Raw genomic sequence first — 17,407 nt, forward strand, 5'->3', positions numbered from 1 at the left:
CGAGTTCGGCAGGCAGCACGCGCATGAAATTGGCGAAGATGAAGACGGCGAACGGGATGCGGATCGCCGAATAGACGCCGCCAGCGCCGTGAGGCGGCGGCCCGGGCTTTCCTCCAGAAGTTGCGCCCAGCGTTCGAGGCGCTGGCCGCGATTGGCGATGAGAGCCGGTGCTTCCGCATGAACGTCGGCAACGGCGTTGATTTGGTCAAGGGTTTGGTGTTTCACGGCCGTCTCCTGTGTCGGCAGATGGCCCCCATCCATTACGGGAATTAAGGCGGCCACCGACGCCGGCAAGAGCCGAAACAGGTGCGCGGAATGATTTGATCGTTACGTGTCGCCATCGCGCGGCCCGCCCGATCAGGTTGGAACCATCCGCGCGCGCGACCGTTCTGCCAGCTTGCGCCGCTAATCGCTCCCGGCGAAGCGCCCGAATGCGCGATCACCTCCATCATGTCAGGTCGGGCCGGACATCTCGCTTGTTGGGTCGAGCAGGCCTTGCCAAGGCATCGAGCAGAAGGAAACCCGATGGCCATTCTCCCCAGCCCGGATCCGGTTCCCACGCCGGTGCCGACCCCGCCGCCCATCCCGGAACCGAAGCCGGTGCGCGAGCCGGATCCGGATCGGCTGCCCGACGAGGCGCCGATCCCCAATCCCGACGAGAATGACGCGCCGCCCAGGCATTCGGCCGTCATAGGGCGCCGGCTTTGACCTGGCTCCCGGGAGGCGCCGGACGCGCCTCCCGGCCAATCCCATCACTCGCCGCGCATCGTCGCCTGGAAGGTCGGCAGGTGCTTTTTCTGCGCCTCGATCATGCGTTCGCGGTAGACGCCGTAGATGACGTCGGTATCGTGCAGCGTAACGCCCGCGATGGTCGGCGAGGCGAAGACCGGCAGCTCGATGCCGCGCTTCGACAGTTGCTCGGCCGTGCGCGCAAGCAGCTCATGCGCCATGATCATCGCCAGCACCGTCGAGGAACCCGCCACCGGCCGGCTCCAGCCTTCGATCGGCACCACCGCGTCCTCGATCGGCGAGCAGGTGTCGATGACGAGGTCGGCTGCGTCCGCCAGCCGCTTGCCGGAGGAATGCGTGGCCGGCTTGTCGAGATTGTTCTTGCTGGTCACCGCGACGACGAAGATGCCGCGCTTCTTGGCGTAGAGGGCAGTGTCGATGCCCGACGAATTGCGGCCGCTATGGCCGAAGATGATGATGGAATCGCCCTTGTTCAGCGGCTGGTGGTCGAGGAACTTCTCGGCGTATTTCTCGGTTCGCTCCAGCCACAAAAGCTCGCGCACGCCGCCGGCGCCGAGCACGTTGTGCCACATCACCCTCGGGTCCGTCAGGGGGTTGAAGCCGACGAAGCTGCCATAGCGCGGGAACATCTCCTGCGCCGGCAGCACCGAATGGCCGGAGCCGTAGAGATGCACCAGCCCGCCATTCTCGAGCGTGTCGGCAAAGCGGCTCGCCGCCTGGCCGAAGGCTTCGGCATTCGCCTTTGAAGCCTGTTCGAGAAGAGCGGTGAGGCGTGGGATATAGAGATCGGACACTTTGGTACTCCTGTTGATCGTGTCAGCTTCTGGTGTTTGGGAGGCGGCCGGCGCGCAGCGTCGAGCGGATCTCGTAGCGGTCGCCGCGCATGACGGAGACGGTGAATTCGAACGGGCCGCGCTCGTCGATGGTGATGCGCTCGACCACGAAGGCGGGACTGCCTGCGGGCAGGTCGAGCAACTCGGCGTCCGCCGCGCCGACGGCGCCGACACGGTAATTCTCGCGCGCCTCGACCGGCACGATGCCGTACTGGCGCTCCAGCGCCTCATAGAGCGAGCCCTTGAGCAGACCGGCATCGAGAAAGCCCGGCACACGCGCCGCTGCCAGTTGCGCCGTCTGGATGCCGATCGGCTCGTTGTTGCCGAGCCGCAGCCGCCGGATGCGCACGACGGGATCCCCCTCCTCGATCTCCAGCGCGCCGGCCGCAGCCGCGCTCGCCGTGGTCAGGCTGCAGTCGAGCAGGCGCGAGCCGGCGACCACGCCGATATTGCCCATCTCCTGGGTGAAGGAAGTGAGCTCGCGTGTGCCGGCGACCAGGGTGGTGGAGCGCACGAAAGTGCCTCGGCCATGCTCGCGCCGGAGCAGCCCGCTTTCCTCCAGGTTGCGCAGCGCGTGGCGCAGCGTGATGCGGCTGACGCCGAACAGCGCGCAGAGCCGGTCCTCGGCCGGTATCTGGTCTCCTGTCGCCCATTCGCCGCTCTTGACGATGGCGCGGATCGCCTCCTCGACCTGATACCAGAGCGGCTGGGGCCGCCTGCGGTCCGGCTGCTGAAAGCTCGCTTCGCTCATCGGATCTGCCTCCACCCACTGCCCGCCTGCCCGGCAAGTGCGGCGCCGATCAGCCCGGCGCGGGAGCCGAATTTTCCAGGCTTGAGTTCGATGCCGCGCAGATGCGGCGGCAATTGACGCCGCAGTGCCGCAAGCAGCGGCGGCGCGATCACGTCCAGCGCATCGGCGAGGCCACCCGAGACCAGGATGACGCCCGGATCGAGCAGCCCGACGGCGCCGGCAAGCGCGGTGCCGAGCTGACGCGCCGGCACCTCGAGCGAGGTCTGCGCTGCAAGGTCGCCTGCCTTGGCGGCTTCGATCAGCTGTCGGCTGTCGGCCAGTCCAATCTGTGCGGCAAGGGCGTCCAGCGCACGACCGGAGGCGACACGTTCCAGCCAGCCGCTGCGATCCTCGCCGTGGTCCTTGATGTCGGCGCTGGCCCAGCCGAAGGAGCAGGCGCCGCCATGCGCGCCGGCGACGATGCGGCCATTGGCCAGAACCGCCGAGCCGATGCCGGTGCCGATCGCAAGCAGGATCGCGTCGGAGACGCCCTTGGCCGCGCCTTGCGCTGCTTCCGCCAGCAGCGCGATCTGCGCGTCATTGCCGACCGCCACGCGAAGGTTGGGAAACAGCGCCGCCATGTCGACGCCGTCGAGCCAGGGCAGGTTCGGAATCCAACGGCAGACCGACCCTTGGACCAGGCCCGGCACGGCAAGCCCGAGCGCCTCGGCTTCGCCCCCGGTCGCAAGCGCGCGGACGCGCGCCACGAACGCATCGAGGTTCTGCGGCGCCGGCTCGCGGACTTGCGGTGTAAGCGCGCCGACATCGCCGGTATGGGCGGCGGCGCGCAGATTGGTGCCGCCGAGATCGATGGCGAGGACCCGCGTCATGTCTCGCGACTCCGATCGGCGGGCGGCGCGAACAGGCCGCTGCCGGCATTCCAGGAATGCGAGGCCGCCGCGAAAGCCTGCGCATGGCGTGTGCCGCGCAGGCAGCCGCGCAGCCGGTAGAGCGCGCTGTAATAGTCGACATAGGGAAAGCTGCTTAAGCCCCGCGCCAGCTCATATTCCATCACCGCCTCGTGCCAGGCGTCGAAGCCGGCGCTGACATCGACGAGGTGCTCGGGCCGGAAACCCTCGTCGTCCTCCCAGTTCTCGCCGAACAGCAAAAGCTGCGGCGTGTGCGCCGGATGGGCGCGCTTCAGCGTCGGCAGCGCGGCAAAGACGATGCCGTTCTGGGTAAGATGCGCCGCAGCGCGATGGTCCTTGTGCCAGCTGCCGTGCCAGTGCGTGATGACGACCTCCGGTCGCACCTCGCGGATGACGTCGCAGACCTGGAGCGCAGTCGCGTTGTCGTTGGGCAGGAAGGCGTCGCGCAGCTTCATGTTGCGCATGGCGACGCCGAGCCGCGCGGCGGCCTTCGCCGCCTCGTCCTCCTTCTGCGCCGAATAGTGCTCCGGGATCAGGCAGGGATGACCCTGCTCGCCCATCGACAGATGCAGGAAGGAGACCCGGGCGCCGCCCTTGGCGGCCGCCGCCGCCAACGGTCCCGCGATGACCTCGGCGTCGAAGGCATGCGCCCCGACGACCAGGATCGAACGCGCGGCATAGACCTTGTCCTCGATCATTTCATGCCTCCCCCAGCGCCGACGCCCTCGCGAATCTGGCGCGCCAGCAAACAATACATGATCAGGATCGGCGCCATGGAGATCGCCAGCGAGGCGAACACCAGGCCCCAATCGGTGCGGAACTGCCCGACGAACACGCTGATCGCCAGCGGCACTGTCTTGTAGCGGTCGTCGAAGATGAAGATCAGCGGGAAGAAGAAATCGTTCCACACCGCGATCGCCGTGAAGATGGCGACGATCGACACCGCCGGCTTCACCATCGGCAACACGATCTGGAACAGGATGCGGGCCTCGCCGGCCCCGTCCATGCGCGCCGCCTCGTCGAGTTCGGCAGGCAGCACGCGCATGAAATTGGCGAAGATGAAGACGGCGAACGGGATGCGGATCGCCGAATAGACGAGGATCAGCCCGGTGAGCGAATCGAGCAAGCCGAGAGTGCGCATCAGCGTGAACAGCTCGACCGAGGCCAGCCGGATCGGCAGCATGATGCCGGACAGGAAGAGGCCGAGCATGATGCCGTTCCAGCCGAGCTTGTAGCGGCTGAGCGGATAGGCTGCCATCGCCGATACGACGATGGTGAGGACCACCGCGCCGCCGGTGACGACCAGGCTGTTGATGAAATTGTGGCCGAGATCGGCGCGCGTCCAGGCGCGGACGAAATTGTCGAGCGCCCAGCTCTGCGGCAGGCCGAGCCGGTTGTCGTAGATTTCCGCCGTCGTCTTGAAGCACGAGACGACGAGGATGTAGAGCGGCAACAGCACCGCCGCCGTCCAGATCAAAAGGATGATCCAGCCCGGCAGCCGCGCCAGTTTTTGCGGGATGGCCAATTCCTGCTGAAAGGCCAATCTTCGCTGAAGGGACCGGGCGCTCATAGCTCGACCGTCCGCTTGTCGAAGAAGCGCAGCATCAACAGCGTGCCGATGCTGAGGATCAGGAACAGCATCGTCCCGAGCGCCAGCGCCAGCCCGATATCGGTGATGCCGACCGCGCCTTCCGCGCCGAAGGCCAGCCGGTAGAAATAGGTGACAAGAGTATCGGTCGAATAGCTCGGATTGCCCTGCACGCCCTGCATCACATAGACGATGTCGAACTGGTTGAAGGTGTTGATGAAGGAGAGCGTCGTCAGCGTCCCGAGCGCCGGCATCAAAAGTGGCAGCGCTATCGCATAGAGCATGCGCGCGTTGCCGGCGCCGTCGAGCTTCGCCGCCTCGAACACCTGCGGCGAAATCTGACGGAGGCCCGCCGTATAGATCAGCACCGGCAGGCCCATCCAGTTCCAGGCGTCGACGGCGATCAGCATGCCGAGCGCGGTGTGGCTGTTGCCGAGCACGGTCAGCCTGCCCTGATGCAGGCCCAGACCATTGAGCGCCCATTCGATGATGCCAGCCGGCGCCAAGAGCAGGCGCCACAGCGCGCCGACGATGACGGGGCTGAGCACCGCAGGGAAGAAGAACACCGACTGGAAGAGGGCAGCGCCCCTGCCGCGCAGGAAAAGCAGCCAGGCGAACAGGAGGCCGAGCCCGTTCTGCAGCACCATGATGCCGAAGAACCACGCGATGTTGTGCCAGAGCGCCCCGTAGAGCCGCGCGCCGCTCGGAAACGCGAACAGCCGCGTGAAGTTCGCCAGCCCCGCGAACTCCTGCATGCGCAGCCCCTTCCAGGTGAAGAAGCTGCCCCACAGCGACATGAGCAGCGGATAAAGCACGAACAGCCCGTAGACGGCCAAGGCCGGCAGGATGAACAGCACCGCCATGCGCTGCTGCGTGCGCTGGAGGCTGGTCGTGCGGCGAGGCTTGATCATGCGCTGCGTTCTATCGAGGAAAAAGCGCCGGCCGCGTCTCGGCCGACGCCGCTCCTTCACTGCTTCGGCTTGAACCAGGTGGCGACGGCCGCCTGCATGTCGGCCGCCAGCTTCTCCGGCGCGACATTGCCTTCGACCATGTCGATGATCCCGGACTGCAGCACCGACGACGCCGTCGGCGTTTGCCAGCGGAAGCCGACCAGCGTCAGGTAGGGCGTTGAGTTCTTCGCCATCTCCATCATCTTGGAAAGCACCGGGTCCTTCACGGTGACGTCGGTGCGGGCGGGCGGCCAGCCGAGCTCGTCGGCGAAGGCCTGTGCGAATTCGGCCGAGGCCATGTAGTTCAGCACCTTGGTCGCCGCTTCCTTGTTCTGGCTTTCGGAGACCAGACCATAGGAGCCATCCGAGAAGGCCGAGGTGTAGAGCTTGGTCGAGGCATCGTCGGCCGGGAACGGGAAGATCGAGAATTTCAGCTTCGGGTTCTGCGACTTGAAGCTGCCGTTCTCGAACGACCCGCCGAAGAACATCGCCGCCTTGCCGCCGATGAACTGCTGCGTCGCGGTCGTGTAGTCGATGCCGGCAAAACCGTCGGAATAATAGGGCTTCAGCTCGGCGAAGCGCTTCAGCGCCGCGACATAGCGGGGATCCTCGAAGGTCGCTTTCCCACTCATCATCTCGTCATAGAAACCCGGGCCGTAAAGCGTCGGCCCGATGACGCCGACGCCGATCTCCAGCTCCCAGGCCGAGCCGTTGGCGCCGCCATTGGCGATCGGCGTGATGCCCGCCGCCTTGAGCTTCTCGCAGGCGGCGACGAAGTCCCTGTAGGTCTTGGGGACCTCGATACCTTGCGCGGCGAAAATGTCTTCATTGTAGAACACGCCCATCATCGGCACCGAATAGGGCACGCCGTAGATCTTGCCGTCGGCACGGCCGCGCGCGCCGCCAAGCGCGGCATCCGGCATGTTCTTCAGTTCCGCCACGCTGTCGTCGAGCGCGTCGAGATAGCCGCCTTCGATGAAGGGCTGCAATTCGCCATAGGCCTTGAGCTGCGCGATATCGGGCCCGCGACCGCCGCGCAGCGCCGTGCTCAGGCGGTTCTGGTAATCGGCGTCGGGCGTGAACTGGATGTCGACCTTGATATCGGGGTTCTTCTTCTCGAAGGCCTCGAAGATGCGGTGCATCGCTGCCTCGTCCTCGGTGCGCCAGCTCCACAGCGTCACCGTCGAATCGGCGCGGGCCGGCAGCGTCGTAAAGATGGCCGCGCTGGCGGCGGCAAGGCCGCCGATCAGGCCGAGCACGGCGCGCCGGTATATGGAAAGCATGCTCATTACCAGTTCTCCCATTGTTTCGGTTTTGAGGTCCGCGCGGCAAGCGGCAGAAGGCACTCGTCGCAACTCGTCTGCTTTTCCACAAAGTCATTATAACGACATGATGCCATTCGCAAGAGCGATCAGGGCGTTTGCGGCCGCTGGCCGATCGAGATGTGCGAAGGGAGTATCGATATATCTATCTGATTAATATATGTAATTAAGATAAGCCGACATTACCCGGATTTTTGATCCACAAATCTGATCCAAACCTTCGCATGCAAGGGGCTTGCGCCCTTGCTCAAACTTGTCATAACGTCATTTGCTCTCACGGCTTATGTGGAGGATGCCGATGTCGCTTGCCTGGATTTCGAAGCTGACTCTCGCCGCGGGGCTCGTTGCGCTGCCCGCGACCGGCTGGGCGCAATCGGTCAACATCTCCTATCTCACCCACTGGTCGCCGGAGACGGTGGCGCTGCTCGAAGCAGCGGCCAAGGATTTTTCCAAGCAGAATCCCGATGTCGCCGTCACCGTGCGCGCGGTTCCGTTCGGCGATCTCTTGACCACGCTGCGCTCGCAGGGCGGCTCCTCCGACGGCCCGACCATCGGCGGCATCTACGATCTGTGGCTGCCGGAACTGGCGAGGGACAAGCTCGTCGCCCCTGCCCCCGACGCTGTTGCCGGCGAGGTGAAGAGTGCCTGGCCCGCCGGCGTCGTCAGCGCCGCCTCGGTCGGCGGCACGCTCTACGGCATCCCGAACGAGATCGACGTCTATGCGCTGAACTACAACAAGGAATTGTTCAAGGAAGCAGGCATCGGCGCGCCTCCGAAAACATGGGCCGAATTCAAGGATGCCGCCGCGAAGCTGACCGACAAGGACAAGGGCCAGCAGGGCTTCGGTATGATCAATTCATGGGCGGCGGGGGTGGTCCATCCTTTCGCCTCGCTGCTCGTCTCCAATAGTGGCAACCTGGTCAAGGACGGCAAGCCGGTGCTGGACAGTTCCCAGGCCGGCGAGACCTTCGCGCTCTATGAAGACTTGATAAAGTCCGGCGCGAGCAATCCGGCGATGGCGACGGCCGACGCCAACACAACGGGTCCGTTCCTCGACAATTTCGTCTCCGGCAAGACCGGCATGATCATCATGGCCAACTGGTGGGAAAGCGCGCTCAAGGCCGGCATGGGCGACAAGTTCGCAAATATCGCCACGGCGCCGATCCCGGTCGGCCCGAGCGGCGACAAGCCGCATTCGATCTCCTATTCCTGGATGACCGTCGTCAACGCCAAGGCTGGCGAGGCCGAGCAGAAGGCGGCCTGGGAGTTCCTCGCCTGGCTGAACAGCCCGAAGTCGGGCAAGAACGGCGCCTCGGCTATGTCGGATATCCTGATGTCGATGGGCATCCTGCCGTCACGCAACTCCGACATCGAGGCACACAAGGACAAGCTCGGCTCCGAGTTCCTCTCCGGCTATGTCTCGGTGCTTGCCGATGCGCGCCCCTTCCCGGTCGTGCTCGGCGGCCAGGAGTTCTCGGAATCCCTGCAGCAGACGCTCGAGGCGTTGCAGTATGGCCAGGTCTCGGCCAAGGATGCGCAGGCGAACGCGCAGGCCGACGCCACGTCGATCCTGGAGCGCGCCGCCAAGTAAGTTCGGGTCGCTGACCGGAAGCAGGTGAATGGCCAAAGCTTTTCGTGCCTCGGCGGGCATCATGCTTGCGCCCGCCGTGACATTGATCGGCGTGTTCGTGCTGCTGCCGATGCTGCTTACCGTCTGGCTGTCCTTCCAGGACTGGTCGACGCAGACGCCCTTTTCCGAGGCGAGCTTCGTCGGCCTCGGTAATTTCCGCGAGATCTTCGGTCCCACCTCGGTCGGCCGCGATTTCAAGACCGCCCTGCTCAACACCACGATCTACACCGCGCTGTCCGTGGCCCTCATCCTGCCGCTGTCGGTCGTCTTCGGCCTGCTGGTCCATCAGCGCGAGGTCGCCGGCGGCACGGCGCTGCGCACGGTGCTGTTTTCCACCTACATGGTGCCGATGATCGCGGTGGCGCTGGTGTGGTCGAAGCTCTATTCGCCGAGCGAGGGCCCGTTCAACCAGTTGCTCGGCCTGGTCGGCATCGGTCCGCAGCCCTGGCTCTCCTCGCCGCGTTCGGCCTTGATCTCGATCGTGCTTCTCAATGTCTGGCAGCAGGTCGGCTATTTCACCGTGCTCGCCATCGCCGGGCTGACGCAGATCCCGGGCAGCCTCTATGAGGCAGCGACGCTGGATGGCGCCAATGGCCGCGAGCAGTTCCGCTTCATCACTCTGCCTTTGCTTCGCCGCACGCTTCTCTTCAGCGCCGTCATCGCCATCATCAACGCGGTGCAGGTGTTCGAGCCGGTGGCGCTGATCACGCAGGGCGGACCGGTCGGCTCGACCAATGTGCTCACCTACCATATCCGCCGCGTCGGCATCGAACGCGCGCAGGGCGGGCTGCGCTCGGCCATGGCGGTGATGCTGATGGTCTCGCTGATCGTCTGTGTTTCGGCGTTGTTTGCCTTCGTCAACCGCAAGGACAGCGAATGAGCGCGGCAACCCGATCGCTCGCCCGCAAGCGCCCTTCCGGCCGCAAGGCGCTGCTTGCGACCGCAATGCTTCTGGTCGCCGTCGCCTCCGCCTTCCCGCTGGCCTGGATGATGCTGTCCAGCCTGAAGACACCGGCCGAGACCATGCAGGTGCCGCCGGTCTGGATCCCGCATACGCCAACTCTGGAGGCCTATGGGAAGGTCGCCGGCGTTATCAATCTTGGACGCTCGATGTGGAATTCCTTGGTCATCGCCTCGGTGACCACGGCGGGCATCCTGGTCACCAGCATGATGGCCGGCTACGCCTTCGCCAAATATTCCTTCCCTGGCCGCTCGCTGCTGTTCTCGCTGCTGATCGCCACCATGTTCCTGCCGCCGATCGTGACGCTGATCCCGCTCTACCGCATGGTCGGCTCGATCGGGCTGAACGCCAGTCTCGCCGGCATCATCGTGCCCAACCTCGCCAACGCCTTCGGCATCTTCCTGATGCGCCAGTTCATCGCCGGCGTGCCGGACGAGCTGATCGACGCCGCGCGCATGGACGGCGCCTCCGAACTGCTCATCCTCTACAAGATCGTGGCGCCGAGCGTCGCGCCCGCGATCGCGGCCCTGGCGCTGTTCGCCTTCGTCTATCATTGGAACAGCTATCTGTGGCCGCTCACCGTGCTGCAGGGCAATGCCGACGCCTACCCGATCGTCATCAGCCTCAGCCGGCTGCTCAGCTACAATCGCGGCGCGGTCAACACCAGCCTTGTGATGGCCGGCGCGACGCTCGCCGTGCTGCCGCCGCTGGTTCTGTTCGTCTTCCTGCAGCGCTTCTTCGTCGATTCGATCGTCGGCTCGGCGATCAAGGGTTGAACCGCGCCGGCGTCCACGCCCCTCCAGCCGCGTTCGACTCCACCGCCGCGGCGACAAACTTCACGCCGCGCGCGCCGTCGACCACGTCGGGCACCTGCGCCACGCGCGCCGGATCGACCGCACCGCCCGAACGATGCGCGCGAATGATGTCGGCGGCGTCACGGTAGAAATTGGCGAAAGCCTCGATATAGCCTTCCGGATGCGCCGCCGGCATGCGCGAGACGCGCCGCGCTTCCGCCGTCGAGCCATGGCCGCCGCGCACCAGCGTGCGCGTTTCCTCGCCATAGGGCGAGAAGCGCGTCTCCTCCGGCCGCGACCCAGACCATTCGAGCCCGGCTTTCTCCCCATAGATGCGCACCGACAGATCGTTGTAGTGGCCGGGTGAGGTCTGGCTGGCGAGGATCGTGCCGCGCGCCCCGCCTGCCCAGCGCAAGAGCACATGGGCGTTGTCGTCGAGCCGCCGCCCCGGTACGGCCGTGAAGAGGTCGGCGGAAACCGCCTCGGCCTCGAAACCGGAAATGAAGCTTGCGAGGTTGAAGGCATGGACGCCGATGTCGGCGAGCACCGCCGACTGGCCCGCGCGCGCCGGATCGGTACGCCATTCCGCCTGCTTCTGGCCCTCGGCGTCGATCGGCTTGGTCAGCCAGTCCTGGATATAGGCGCCGTGCACCGATACGATGCGGCCGAGCTCGCCCGCCGCCACCATTTCGCGCGCCTGACGCACCATGGCGTAGCCGGTGTTGTTGAGCGTGACGACGAAGCGGCGCTGTTTCGCTTTCGTGAGCGCCACCAGCGCTTGCGCCTCATCGAGCGTCGTCGACAGCGGCTTGTCGCAGATCACGTCGATGCCGGCTTCGAGGAAGGCGGTGGCGACCGGCGCATGCAGATGGTTGGGCGTGACGATGACCACCGCCTCAATGCCGTCCGGCTTTGCCGCTTCGGCCTTCGCCATGGCGCGGTAGTCGGCATAGCTGCGCTCCGGCGCGATGCCGATTTCCGCGGCGGAGGCCGCGGCGTTCTCCGGATCCGAGGACAAAGCACCCGCCACCAGCGCGATCTGGTCGTCGAGCCGCATGGCCAGCCGATGCACGGCGCCGATGAAGGCATTGCGGCCGCCTCCGACCATGCCGACCCGCAGGCGTTGACGTGATGTACCATCAGCGGTTGCATAGACCATGATTGCGATTATTCTCCCTAAGGTTCGCTATAGCGGTCGACGCGGATGTTTGCCGTAACCGTCGTCGTTGTTTTCGAATGATATTTCTATTTTTTGTTTTGTAAAACGATTGTGCCGCGTTAGCTTTTACCCAGGCTCAGGTGATGGGCCGCATCCGGAGGGCAGGTATCGGATGACGCATCCGATGTTTGGGGTCACAATGAGGCATATCCTATGAGCGGCCGCGGCAAGGCGGCCGACGAGCCGTCCACACACAGCCTGGAGACGGCGGCGAGAAAGCGGAGCCGATCACTGGCAGCACTTGGCTACACCAAGCCGCAAACCTACGAAGAGCTGCGGGCGGTGCTTTCGTCAGGCACCGTGCATTTCCCGAAACGGCTTCGCCAGGTCGCGATCTTTCTCTGGCAGCATCCGAGCGAAGTGGCGCTGGGTACGATCGCGCAGGTGGCGGACCAGGCCGGCGTGCAGCCTTCGACCCTGGTGCGCTTCGCGCAGATCTTCGGCTATTCCGGCTTCTCCGATTTCCAGGTCCTGTTCAAGGACCGCATGAAAGGCTCCTGGCCGGACCCGCAGGGCAGCCAGGAAAAGGCAGCGGAGCCGAATGCGAACCTGCATTTTCTCAACGGCATGGTCGGTGCCTGCCAAGCCTCACTTGGCCGCATCGGCACCGGTTTCGACATCGACAGTTTCGAAACGATGATCGATCATCTGGCGGCGGCCGAGCTGATCTATGTGATCGGCAGCAAGCGCGCCTTCCCCGTCACCACCTATCTGTCGCTGACGCTCTCCCAGCAGGGCGTGCGCAACGTGCTGGTCGACAATGTCGGCTCGACCGCGCTCGACCAGGTCGGCTGCATCACGCCGCGCGACGCGGTGCTGGCCGTCTCCTTCAGCCCCTATAATTCGATCACGCCCGACCTCGTCGCCGTCGCGCATGAGCGCAAGGCGCGCATCGTCGCCATCACCGACAGCACCTTTTCGCCGCTGGTGAAGCTCTCCGACACCTGGCTCGAAGTGGTCGAGCAGGATTTCGCCGGCTTCCGCTCGCTCGCGGCCTCGCTGGCGGTAGGCATGGCTTTGGTCCACGGCGTGGTCGAGCGGCGGACAAACTGACCGACATGGTTGACTAAAGAGAACCGTCATTCCATATTCAGAAAAATAGAAACTTTGTTCCGGGAGGAGGAATGGAGGTTCGTCTCGACGGCAAGGTGGTGCTGGTCACCGGCGCGACGCAAGGCATCGGCCGGGCGATCGCCGAGATCGCCGCGCGCTCCGGTGCCGCCGGCCTGCTGATCACTGGCCGTGACCGGAAACGCGGCGACGCTGCCGCGGCAGACCTCTCCGCCATGGGCACCGCGGCGGCCTTCGCGTCCGCCAACCTCGGCGATCCCGAAGCCCCGGCGCAACTGGCGCAGGCCTGCATCGAACGCTTCGGCCGCATCGATGGCCTGGTCAACGCCGCCGGCCTGACCGACCGCGCTTCCTTCATCAATGCCAGCCTCGACGATTGGGCATCGCTGTTTGCCGTCAATGCCCGCGCGCCCTTCTTCCTGATGCAGGCCGCGATCGCCGACATGAAGAAGCGCGGACAAGGCGGCGCCATCGTCAACATCCTGTCGATCAACGCGCATTGCGGATCGCCGGAGCTTGCCGTCTATTCCGCCACCAAGGGCGCGCTGGCAACGCTGACCAAGAACGCCGCCAATGCCCACCGCTTCGACCGCATCCGCGTCAACGGCATCAATGTCGGCTGGACCGACACGCCGGCGGAGCGCGTCATGCAGGCTGAGACGCTGGGCCAGGGTCCGGGCTGGCTTGACGCGGCCAATGCGACGCAGCCCTTCGGCCGGCTGTTCTCCGTGACCGACATCGCCAGCCTGGCCGTCTTCCTGCTTTCCGATGCGGCCGGCCCGATGACCGGCACGCTGGTCGACCAGGAGCAATGGGTGATCGGGGCCAACCGGTGAGTGCGCCCGAAAACCTCGGCCCTGCCCTGCTCGGCCGCTTGCCGTCGGACGTCCGCAAGCCGGCTTACGATCGCGCCGAGCTCAAGCCGGGTATCGCCCATATCGGCGTCGGCGCTTTCCATCGTTGCCATCAGGCCGAATACACCGACGACCTCCTTGCACAGGATTTCGACCGCTGGGGATTGGTCGGCATCAACATAAGGCCGCCTCTGCTTGCCGAGACGCTCGGCAAACAGGACGGACTGTACACGCGCCTCATCCGCCAGAACGACGAGGTCGAAGCGCGCATCGTCGGCAGCATCGTGCGCGTCGTCGACAGCCAGGACAATGCGGCGCCGGCACTCGAGGTGCTCGCCTCGCCCGACATCGAGATGGTCACCATGACGGTGACAGAGAAAGGCTATTGCCACATCCCGTCGAGCGGCGCGCTCGACCTCGACCACCCCGACATCGCGCATGATCTCGCCAATCCCGAGACGCCGCGCAGCGTGCCAGGCATCCTGGCAAGGGCGCTGGAATTGCGCATGGCCACGCATCGCCGGCCGGTGACGCTGCTGTCCTGCGACAACATTCCGGCCAACGGCACCATCCTCGGCAACGTCGTGCGCACCTTCGCCGAGCAGCGCGGCGGCAAGCTGGCGGACTGGATCGAAGCCAATGTCGCCTTCCCCTCTGCCATGGTCGACCGCATCGCGCCGGCGACGACCGAGGCCGATATCGACACCATCGAGCAGCGCTTCGGCTACCACGACGCCGCCGTGGTGGTGGGCGAACGCTTCCGCCAATGGGTGATCGAGAACCGCTTCGCCGGCCGCGTGCCGCGTTGGGACCGGGTCGGCGCGACCTTCGTCGACGACGTCACCTCGTTCGAGCATCTCAAGATGCGGGTGCTGAACGGCGCCCAGACGACGCTCAGCTATCTCGGCGTTCTGGGCGGCTTCGAGCATACGTTCGAAGCCATCGCCGATCCGCTTCTTGCAACCTTCGTCCGCCGCATGCTGGCGGAGGAAACGCTGCCCACGCTGATGCCCGTGCCCGGCATCCAGCCGGCGGCTTATGTCGAGCAGAGCCTGTCGCGCCTCACCAACACGGCGATCCGCCACCGCAACCACCAGATCGCCACTGACGGCTCGCAGAAGATCGTGCAGCGCCTGCTGAACCCGATCCGCGACCGCCTGGCAAAGGGCGACAGCATTGCGCTCCTCTCGGTGCCTGTCGCCGGCTGGATGGCCTATCTGATCAGGGCTTCCGCGCGCTTCGGTCGCGCCTGGCAGGTATCCGACCCCTTTGCCGGGAAAATCGCGGCGATCGCCGACCGCATCGGTTCGGACAGCGGTGCGCTTGTCGATTCGATCCTCGCCATCGACGCTATCTTCGACCCGTCCCTGGCCGCCAACGCGATATTCCGGGCCCACGTCGTCGCCGGGCTCGACGGCCTGCTCTCGAACGATCCAATGGGCTTTGTCGGACAAGTCTGCATTGGGCCAACCGATGCGCGGTTGAAGCAGCCGGCGCGATCTGCATAGTTAGGAACTGGGAGGCAACATGAAGCTTGGACTGCTGACAGCACCATTTCCGGATACGCCGCTCGGCGAGGTCGCCGACTGGGCACGCTCGGTCGGCTTCGAGGCGCTGGAAATCGCCTGCTGGCCGAAAGCATCCGGCGGTGCCCGCCGCTATGCCGGCACCAGCCATATCGACGTCGACGTCTCGGCCGCGCACGCCAAGGACATCGCCGCAGAGCTTGCCGGCAAGGGCCTCACCATCTCGGGCCTCGGCTTCTACCCCAATCCGCTCCATCCCGACCGGGCGCATCGCGAGGCGGTGATCGATCATCTGAAGAAGGTGATCGTGCTGGCGAGCCGCATGGGGGTCTCGCTCGTCAACACCTTCTGCGGCGGCGACGCCTCGAAGACTGTCGACGCCAACTGGGAAGACGCGCAGAAGGTCTGGCCGGCGATCATTGCCCATGCCCGCGAGCATGGCGTGAAGCTCGCCTTCGAGAACTGCCCGATGATCTTCAGCTATGACGAATGGCCGGGCGGGCACAACATCGCCTACTCGCCCTATATCTGGCGCCGCATCCTGGAAGCCTGGGGCGGCGACGTCGGCATGAATTTCGATCCCTCGCATCTCGTCTGGCAGATGATCGACAAGGAGCGTTTCATCCGCGAGTTCGGCAAGAGCATGCTGCATGTGCATGCCAAGGACCTGATGATTGATCATGATGGTTTGTACGAGCGCGGAATCCTTTCGGCCGGCATAGGTTGGCAGGTGCCGCGCATGCCGGGGCTTGGGGACATCGACTGGAGCAGGATTTTTTCGGGCCTCTACCGGGCCGGCTATGACGGGCCGGTCATCATCGAGCATGAGGACCGGCGCTTCGAGGGGACGGATGAGAAGGTGAAGCGCGGCTTCCTGCTTGCGCGCGACGTCCTGCGTCCTTTCATCAAATGACGAGAGCTTGGCGCCGATCGCATCGGCGCCCTGGAACTGAACTAAAAAACGAACTGAACTGAAAAGATCAATGTGGAGGAGTACTGAAATGAAAAGACATCTGACCGCGGCCACGCTACTTGCCGGCGCCGCCTTGCTTGCCTCGGTGGGCGTCTCGGCCGCCGCCGGCAAGTACACGATCGGCATTTCCAACACCGTGCAGGGCAATGGCTGGCGCGAGGAAATGATCTGCGCGATGAAGGCGCAGGCGCTCGCTTCCGGCGAAGTGGCGAAGCTCAACATCGCCCACCGCAACACCGACGCCGCCGGCCAGCTCGAGGACATCCGCAACCTGATCAGCGCCAAGGTCGACGCCATCGTCGTCAACCCGGCCGATCCGGCCGGCATCAAGGCCGGGCTCGAGGAAGCCACCAAGGCAGGCATCGTCGTCGTCGCCGTCGACCAGGCGGTGACCGAGCCGTCCGCCTACATCATCTCCAACAACCAGGAACAGTACGCCTATCTCGGCGCCAAGTGGCTGTTCCAGCAGATGGGCGGCAAGGGCGAGGTGTTCTATATGCGCGGCGCCGCCGGTGCTTCGGCCGATAGCGATCGCGACAAAGGCTTCAAGAAGGCGCTGGCCGAGTTCCCCGGCGTGAAGGTCGCGCAGGAAGTCTTCACCGGCTGGCAGCAGGATCAGGCCAAGCAGCAGATCCTGTCCTTCCTCGCCACCGGCACCCCGATCAACGGCATCTGGACCTCGGGCATCGACAACGTCATCGTCGACGCGCTGGTCGAGCAGCAGGCGCCGATGGTGCCGGTTGTTGGCGCCGACAATGCCGGCTTCGTCGGCCAGTTGAGCTCGGTCAAGGGCCTGGTGGGCGCAGCCGTCACCAATCCCGGCTCGATCGGCGGCGCCGGCGTGACGCTGGCGCTGCAGATCCTCGACGGCAAGAAACCGGCGCAGCAGACCGTGCTGGTCAATCCCGAGCTCTGGGAGAACGCCACCGACGCAGGCAAGGCCAAGCTGAAGAGCGTCGTCGACCCGTCGCTCAGCCCCGAATGGCCGGTCTCGATCTCGATCCCGGACTGGACGACCTACACCAAGGACCAGATCATCGCCTGCAAGGGCCCGGGCGAATAAGCGCCTGGACATGCCTCTGCCTTCTCCCCTTGTGGGAGAAGGTGGATCGGCGCATAGCGCCGAGACGGATGAGGGGTGTTCCAGCGGAGTGAGACGCTGGCGTTCCCTGGAACACCCCTCATCCGTCGCCTTCGGCGACACCTTCTCCCACAAGGGGAGAAGGTGGAGCTCGCCTGCTTCAGCCGCCTGCACTAGTTTCTGGAACGAGAACCAC

Annotated in this window: 17 protein-coding genes and 1 pseudogene; 9 read left to right on the forward strand and 9 right to left on the reverse strand. The window is 65.2% G+C overall.

Annotated features, from left to right (window positions below; all coding sequences use genetic code 11):
• Positions 1–225: pseudogene (locus FJ471_RS35050) on the reverse strand (hypothetical protein); the annotation flags it as partial.
• A gap of 300 nt (positions 226–525) precedes the next feature.
• On the opposite strand from FJ471_RS35050, the gene FJ471_RS34730 reads away from it, so the two are divergent.
• Entirely contained in the window at positions 526–708 is a 183-nt protein-coding gene (locus tag FJ471_RS34730; protein WP_181179283.1) for a hypothetical protein, read from the forward strand.
• Positions 709–752: 44 nt separating this feature from the next.
• On the opposite strand, the gene FJ471_RS09385 is transcribed toward FJ471_RS34730, so the two are convergent.
• Genes FJ471_RS09385 through FJ471_RS09415 form a run of 7 tightly spaced genes read right to left on the reverse strand, consistent with a single transcriptional unit; the run spans position 753 to position 7,069 of the window.
• Positions 753–1,544: an SIS domain-containing protein gene (locus tag FJ471_RS09385; RefSeq protein WP_140802900.1), complete on the reverse strand. Its 792-nt coding sequence runs from the start codon at positions 1,542–1,544 to the stop codon at positions 753–755.
• 22 nt (positions 1,545–1,566) lie between these two features.
• Entirely contained in the window at positions 1,567–2,334 is a 768-nt protein-coding gene (locus tag FJ471_RS09390; protein ID WP_140802901.1) for a GntR family transcriptional regulator, read from the reverse strand.
• Entirely contained in the window at positions 2,331–3,203 is an 873-nt protein-coding gene (locus FJ471_RS09395; protein ID WP_140802902.1) for an ROK family protein, read from the reverse strand. Before FJ471_RS09395 ends, FJ471_RS09390 begins: the two co-directional genes overlap by 4 nt.
• On the reverse strand, positions 3,200–3,940 hold the full coding sequence (locus FJ471_RS09400) for a PIG-L family deacetylase (RefSeq protein ID WP_140802903.1): 741 nt from the start codon (positions 3,938–3,940) through the stop codon (positions 3,200–3,202). Before FJ471_RS09400 ends, FJ471_RS09395 begins: the two co-directional genes overlap by 4 nt.
• Complete coding sequence (locus tag FJ471_RS09405) at positions 3,937–4,812, reverse strand: carbohydrate ABC transporter permease (RefSeq protein ID WP_140802904.1); 876 nt, start codon at positions 4,810–4,812, stop codon at positions 3,937–3,939. Before FJ471_RS09405 ends, FJ471_RS09400 begins: the two co-directional genes overlap by 4 nt.
• Positions 4,809–5,741 (reverse strand): sugar ABC transporter permease, encoded by a 933-nt coding sequence (locus FJ471_RS09410; RefSeq protein ID WP_140802905.1) that lies wholly within the window; start codon positions 5,739–5,741, stop codon positions 4,809–4,811. The genes FJ471_RS09405 and FJ471_RS09410 overlap by 4 nt, the downstream gene beginning before the upstream one ends.
• 56 nt (positions 5,742–5,797) lie before the next feature.
• Complete coding sequence (locus tag FJ471_RS09415; protein WP_140802906.1) at positions 5,798–7,069, reverse strand: extracellular solute-binding protein; 1,272 nt, start codon at positions 7,067–7,069, stop codon at positions 5,798–5,800.
• Between the two features lie 331 nt (positions 7,070–7,400).
• Here FJ471_RS09415 and FJ471_RS09420 point away from each other — a divergent pair, with 331 nt between their 5' ends.
• From FJ471_RS09420 to FJ471_RS09430, 3 genes are read left to right on the forward strand one after another with little or no spacing between them, the layout of a single operon-like run.
• Entirely contained in the window at positions 7,401–8,693 is a 1,293-nt protein-coding gene (locus FJ471_RS09420) for a sugar ABC transporter substrate-binding protein (RefSeq protein WP_140802907.1), read from the forward strand.
• Between the two features lie 28 nt (positions 8,694–8,721).
• Positions 8,722–9,612 carry a sugar ABC transporter permease gene (locus FJ471_RS09425; RefSeq protein ID WP_140802908.1) on the forward strand — a complete coding sequence of 297 codons (891 nt, stop codon included), beginning with the start codon at positions 8,722–8,724 and terminating at the stop codon, positions 9,610–9,612.
• Positions 9,609–10,469, forward strand: coding sequence for a carbohydrate ABC transporter permease (locus FJ471_RS09430; RefSeq protein ID WP_140802909.1), 861 nt, complete (start codon positions 9,609–9,611; stop codon positions 10,467–10,469). The genes FJ471_RS09425 and FJ471_RS09430 overlap by 4 nt, the downstream gene beginning before the upstream one ends.
• Here the strand turns inward: FJ471_RS09430 and FJ471_RS09435 are convergent.
• Complete coding sequence (locus FJ471_RS09435; RefSeq protein WP_140802910.1) at positions 10,459–11,646, reverse strand: Gfo/Idh/MocA family oxidoreductase; 1,188 nt, start codon at positions 11,644–11,646, stop codon at positions 10,459–10,461. The two genes, FJ471_RS09430 and FJ471_RS09435, sit on opposite strands and share 11 nt — an antisense overlap.
• 213 nt (positions 11,647–11,859) lie before the next feature.
• Here FJ471_RS09435 and FJ471_RS09440 point away from each other — a divergent pair, with 213 nt between their 5' ends.
• The 5 genes from FJ471_RS09440 (at position 11,860) to FJ471_RS09460 (ending at position 17,193) form a co-directional block, all read left to right on the forward strand.
• On the forward strand, positions 11,860–12,759 hold the full coding sequence (locus FJ471_RS09440; RefSeq protein WP_140802911.1) for a MurR/RpiR family transcriptional regulator: 900 nt from the start codon (positions 11,860–11,862) through the stop codon (positions 12,757–12,759).
• A 71-nt stretch (positions 12,760–12,830) separates the two neighbouring features.
• On the forward strand, positions 12,831–13,613 hold the full coding sequence (locus FJ471_RS09445) for an SDR family oxidoreductase (protein WP_140802912.1): 783 nt from the start codon (positions 12,831–12,833) through the stop codon (positions 13,611–13,613).
• Complete coding sequence (locus FJ471_RS09450) at positions 13,610–15,139, forward strand: mannitol dehydrogenase family protein (protein ID WP_246684666.1); 1,530 nt, start codon at positions 13,610–13,612, stop codon at positions 15,137–15,139. The genes FJ471_RS09445 and FJ471_RS09450 overlap by 4 nt, the downstream gene beginning before the upstream one ends.
• 19 nt (positions 15,140–15,158) lie before the next feature.
• Positions 15,159–16,070, forward strand: coding sequence for a sugar phosphate isomerase/epimerase (locus FJ471_RS09455; protein WP_140802914.1), 912 nt, complete (start codon positions 15,159–15,161; stop codon positions 16,068–16,070).
• A gap of 88 nt (positions 16,071–16,158) precedes the next feature.
• Positions 16,159–17,193: an ABC transporter substrate-binding protein gene (locus FJ471_RS09460; RefSeq protein ID WP_140802915.1), complete on the forward strand. Its 1,035-nt coding sequence runs from the start codon at positions 16,159–16,161 to the stop codon at positions 17,191–17,193.
• Positions 17,194–17,407 lie beyond the last annotated feature (214 nt).

Origin of the sequence: Mesorhizobium sp. B2-7-1 (assembly GCF_006440735.1) — a bacterium.
Lineage (GTDB): Bacteria > Pseudomonadota > Alphaproteobacteria > Rhizobiales > Rhizobiaceae > Mesorhizobium.

Coding starts and splice junctions, on each gene's coding strand:
- FJ471_RS09425 (WP_140802908.1), top strand. CDS start 8,722: ATGGCCAAAGCTTTTCGTGCCTCGGCGGGCATCATGCTTGCGCCCGCC.
- FJ471_RS09445 (WP_140802912.1), top strand. CDS start 12,831: ATGGAGGTTCGTCTCGACGGCAAGGTGGTGCTGGTCACCGGCGCGACG.
- FJ471_RS09400 (WP_140802903.1), bottom strand. CDS start 3,940: ATGATCGAGGACAAGGTCTATGCCGCGCGTTCGATCCTGGTCGTCGGG.
- FJ471_RS09405 (WP_140802904.1), bottom strand. CDS start 4,812: ATGAGCGCCCGGTCCCTTCAGCGAAGATTGGCCTTTCAGCAGGAATTG.
- FJ471_RS09390 (WP_140802901.1), bottom strand. CDS start 2,334: ATGAGCGAAGCGAGCTTTCAGCAGCCGGACCGCAGGCGGCCCCAGCCG.
- FJ471_RS09420 (WP_140802907.1), top strand. CDS start 7,401: ATGTCGCTTGCCTGGATTTCGAAGCTGACTCTCGCCGCGGGGCTCGTT.
- FJ471_RS34730 (WP_181179283.1), top strand. CDS start 526: ATGGCCATTCTCCCCAGCCCGGATCCGGTTCCCACGCCGGTGCCGACC.
- FJ471_RS09410 (WP_140802905.1), bottom strand. CDS start 5,741: ATGATCAAGCCTCGCCGCACGACCAGCCTCCAGCGCACGCAGCAGCGC.
- FJ471_RS09415 (WP_140802906.1), bottom strand. CDS start 7,069: ATGAGCATGCTTTCCATATACCGGCGCGCCGTGCTCGGCCTGATCGGC.
- FJ471_RS09435 (WP_140802910.1), bottom strand. CDS start 11,646: ATGGTCTATGCAACCGCTGATGGTACATCACGTCAACGCCTGCGGGTC.
- FJ471_RS09430 (WP_140802909.1), top strand. CDS start 9,609: ATGAGCGCGGCAACCCGATCGCTCGCCCGCAAGCGCCCTTCCGGCCGC.
- FJ471_RS09440 (WP_140802911.1), top strand. CDS start 11,860: ATGAGCGGCCGCGGCAAGGCGGCCGACGAGCCGTCCACACACAGCCTG.
- FJ471_RS09460 (WP_140802915.1), top strand. CDS start 16,159: ATGAAAAGACATCTGACCGCGGCCACGCTACTTGCCGGCGCCGCCTTG.
- FJ471_RS09395 (WP_140802902.1), bottom strand. CDS start 3,203: ATGACGCGGGTCCTCGCCATCGATCTCGGCGGCACCAATCTGCGCGCC.
- FJ471_RS09455 (WP_140802914.1), top strand. CDS start 15,159: ATGAAGCTTGGACTGCTGACAGCACCATTTCCGGATACGCCGCTCGGC.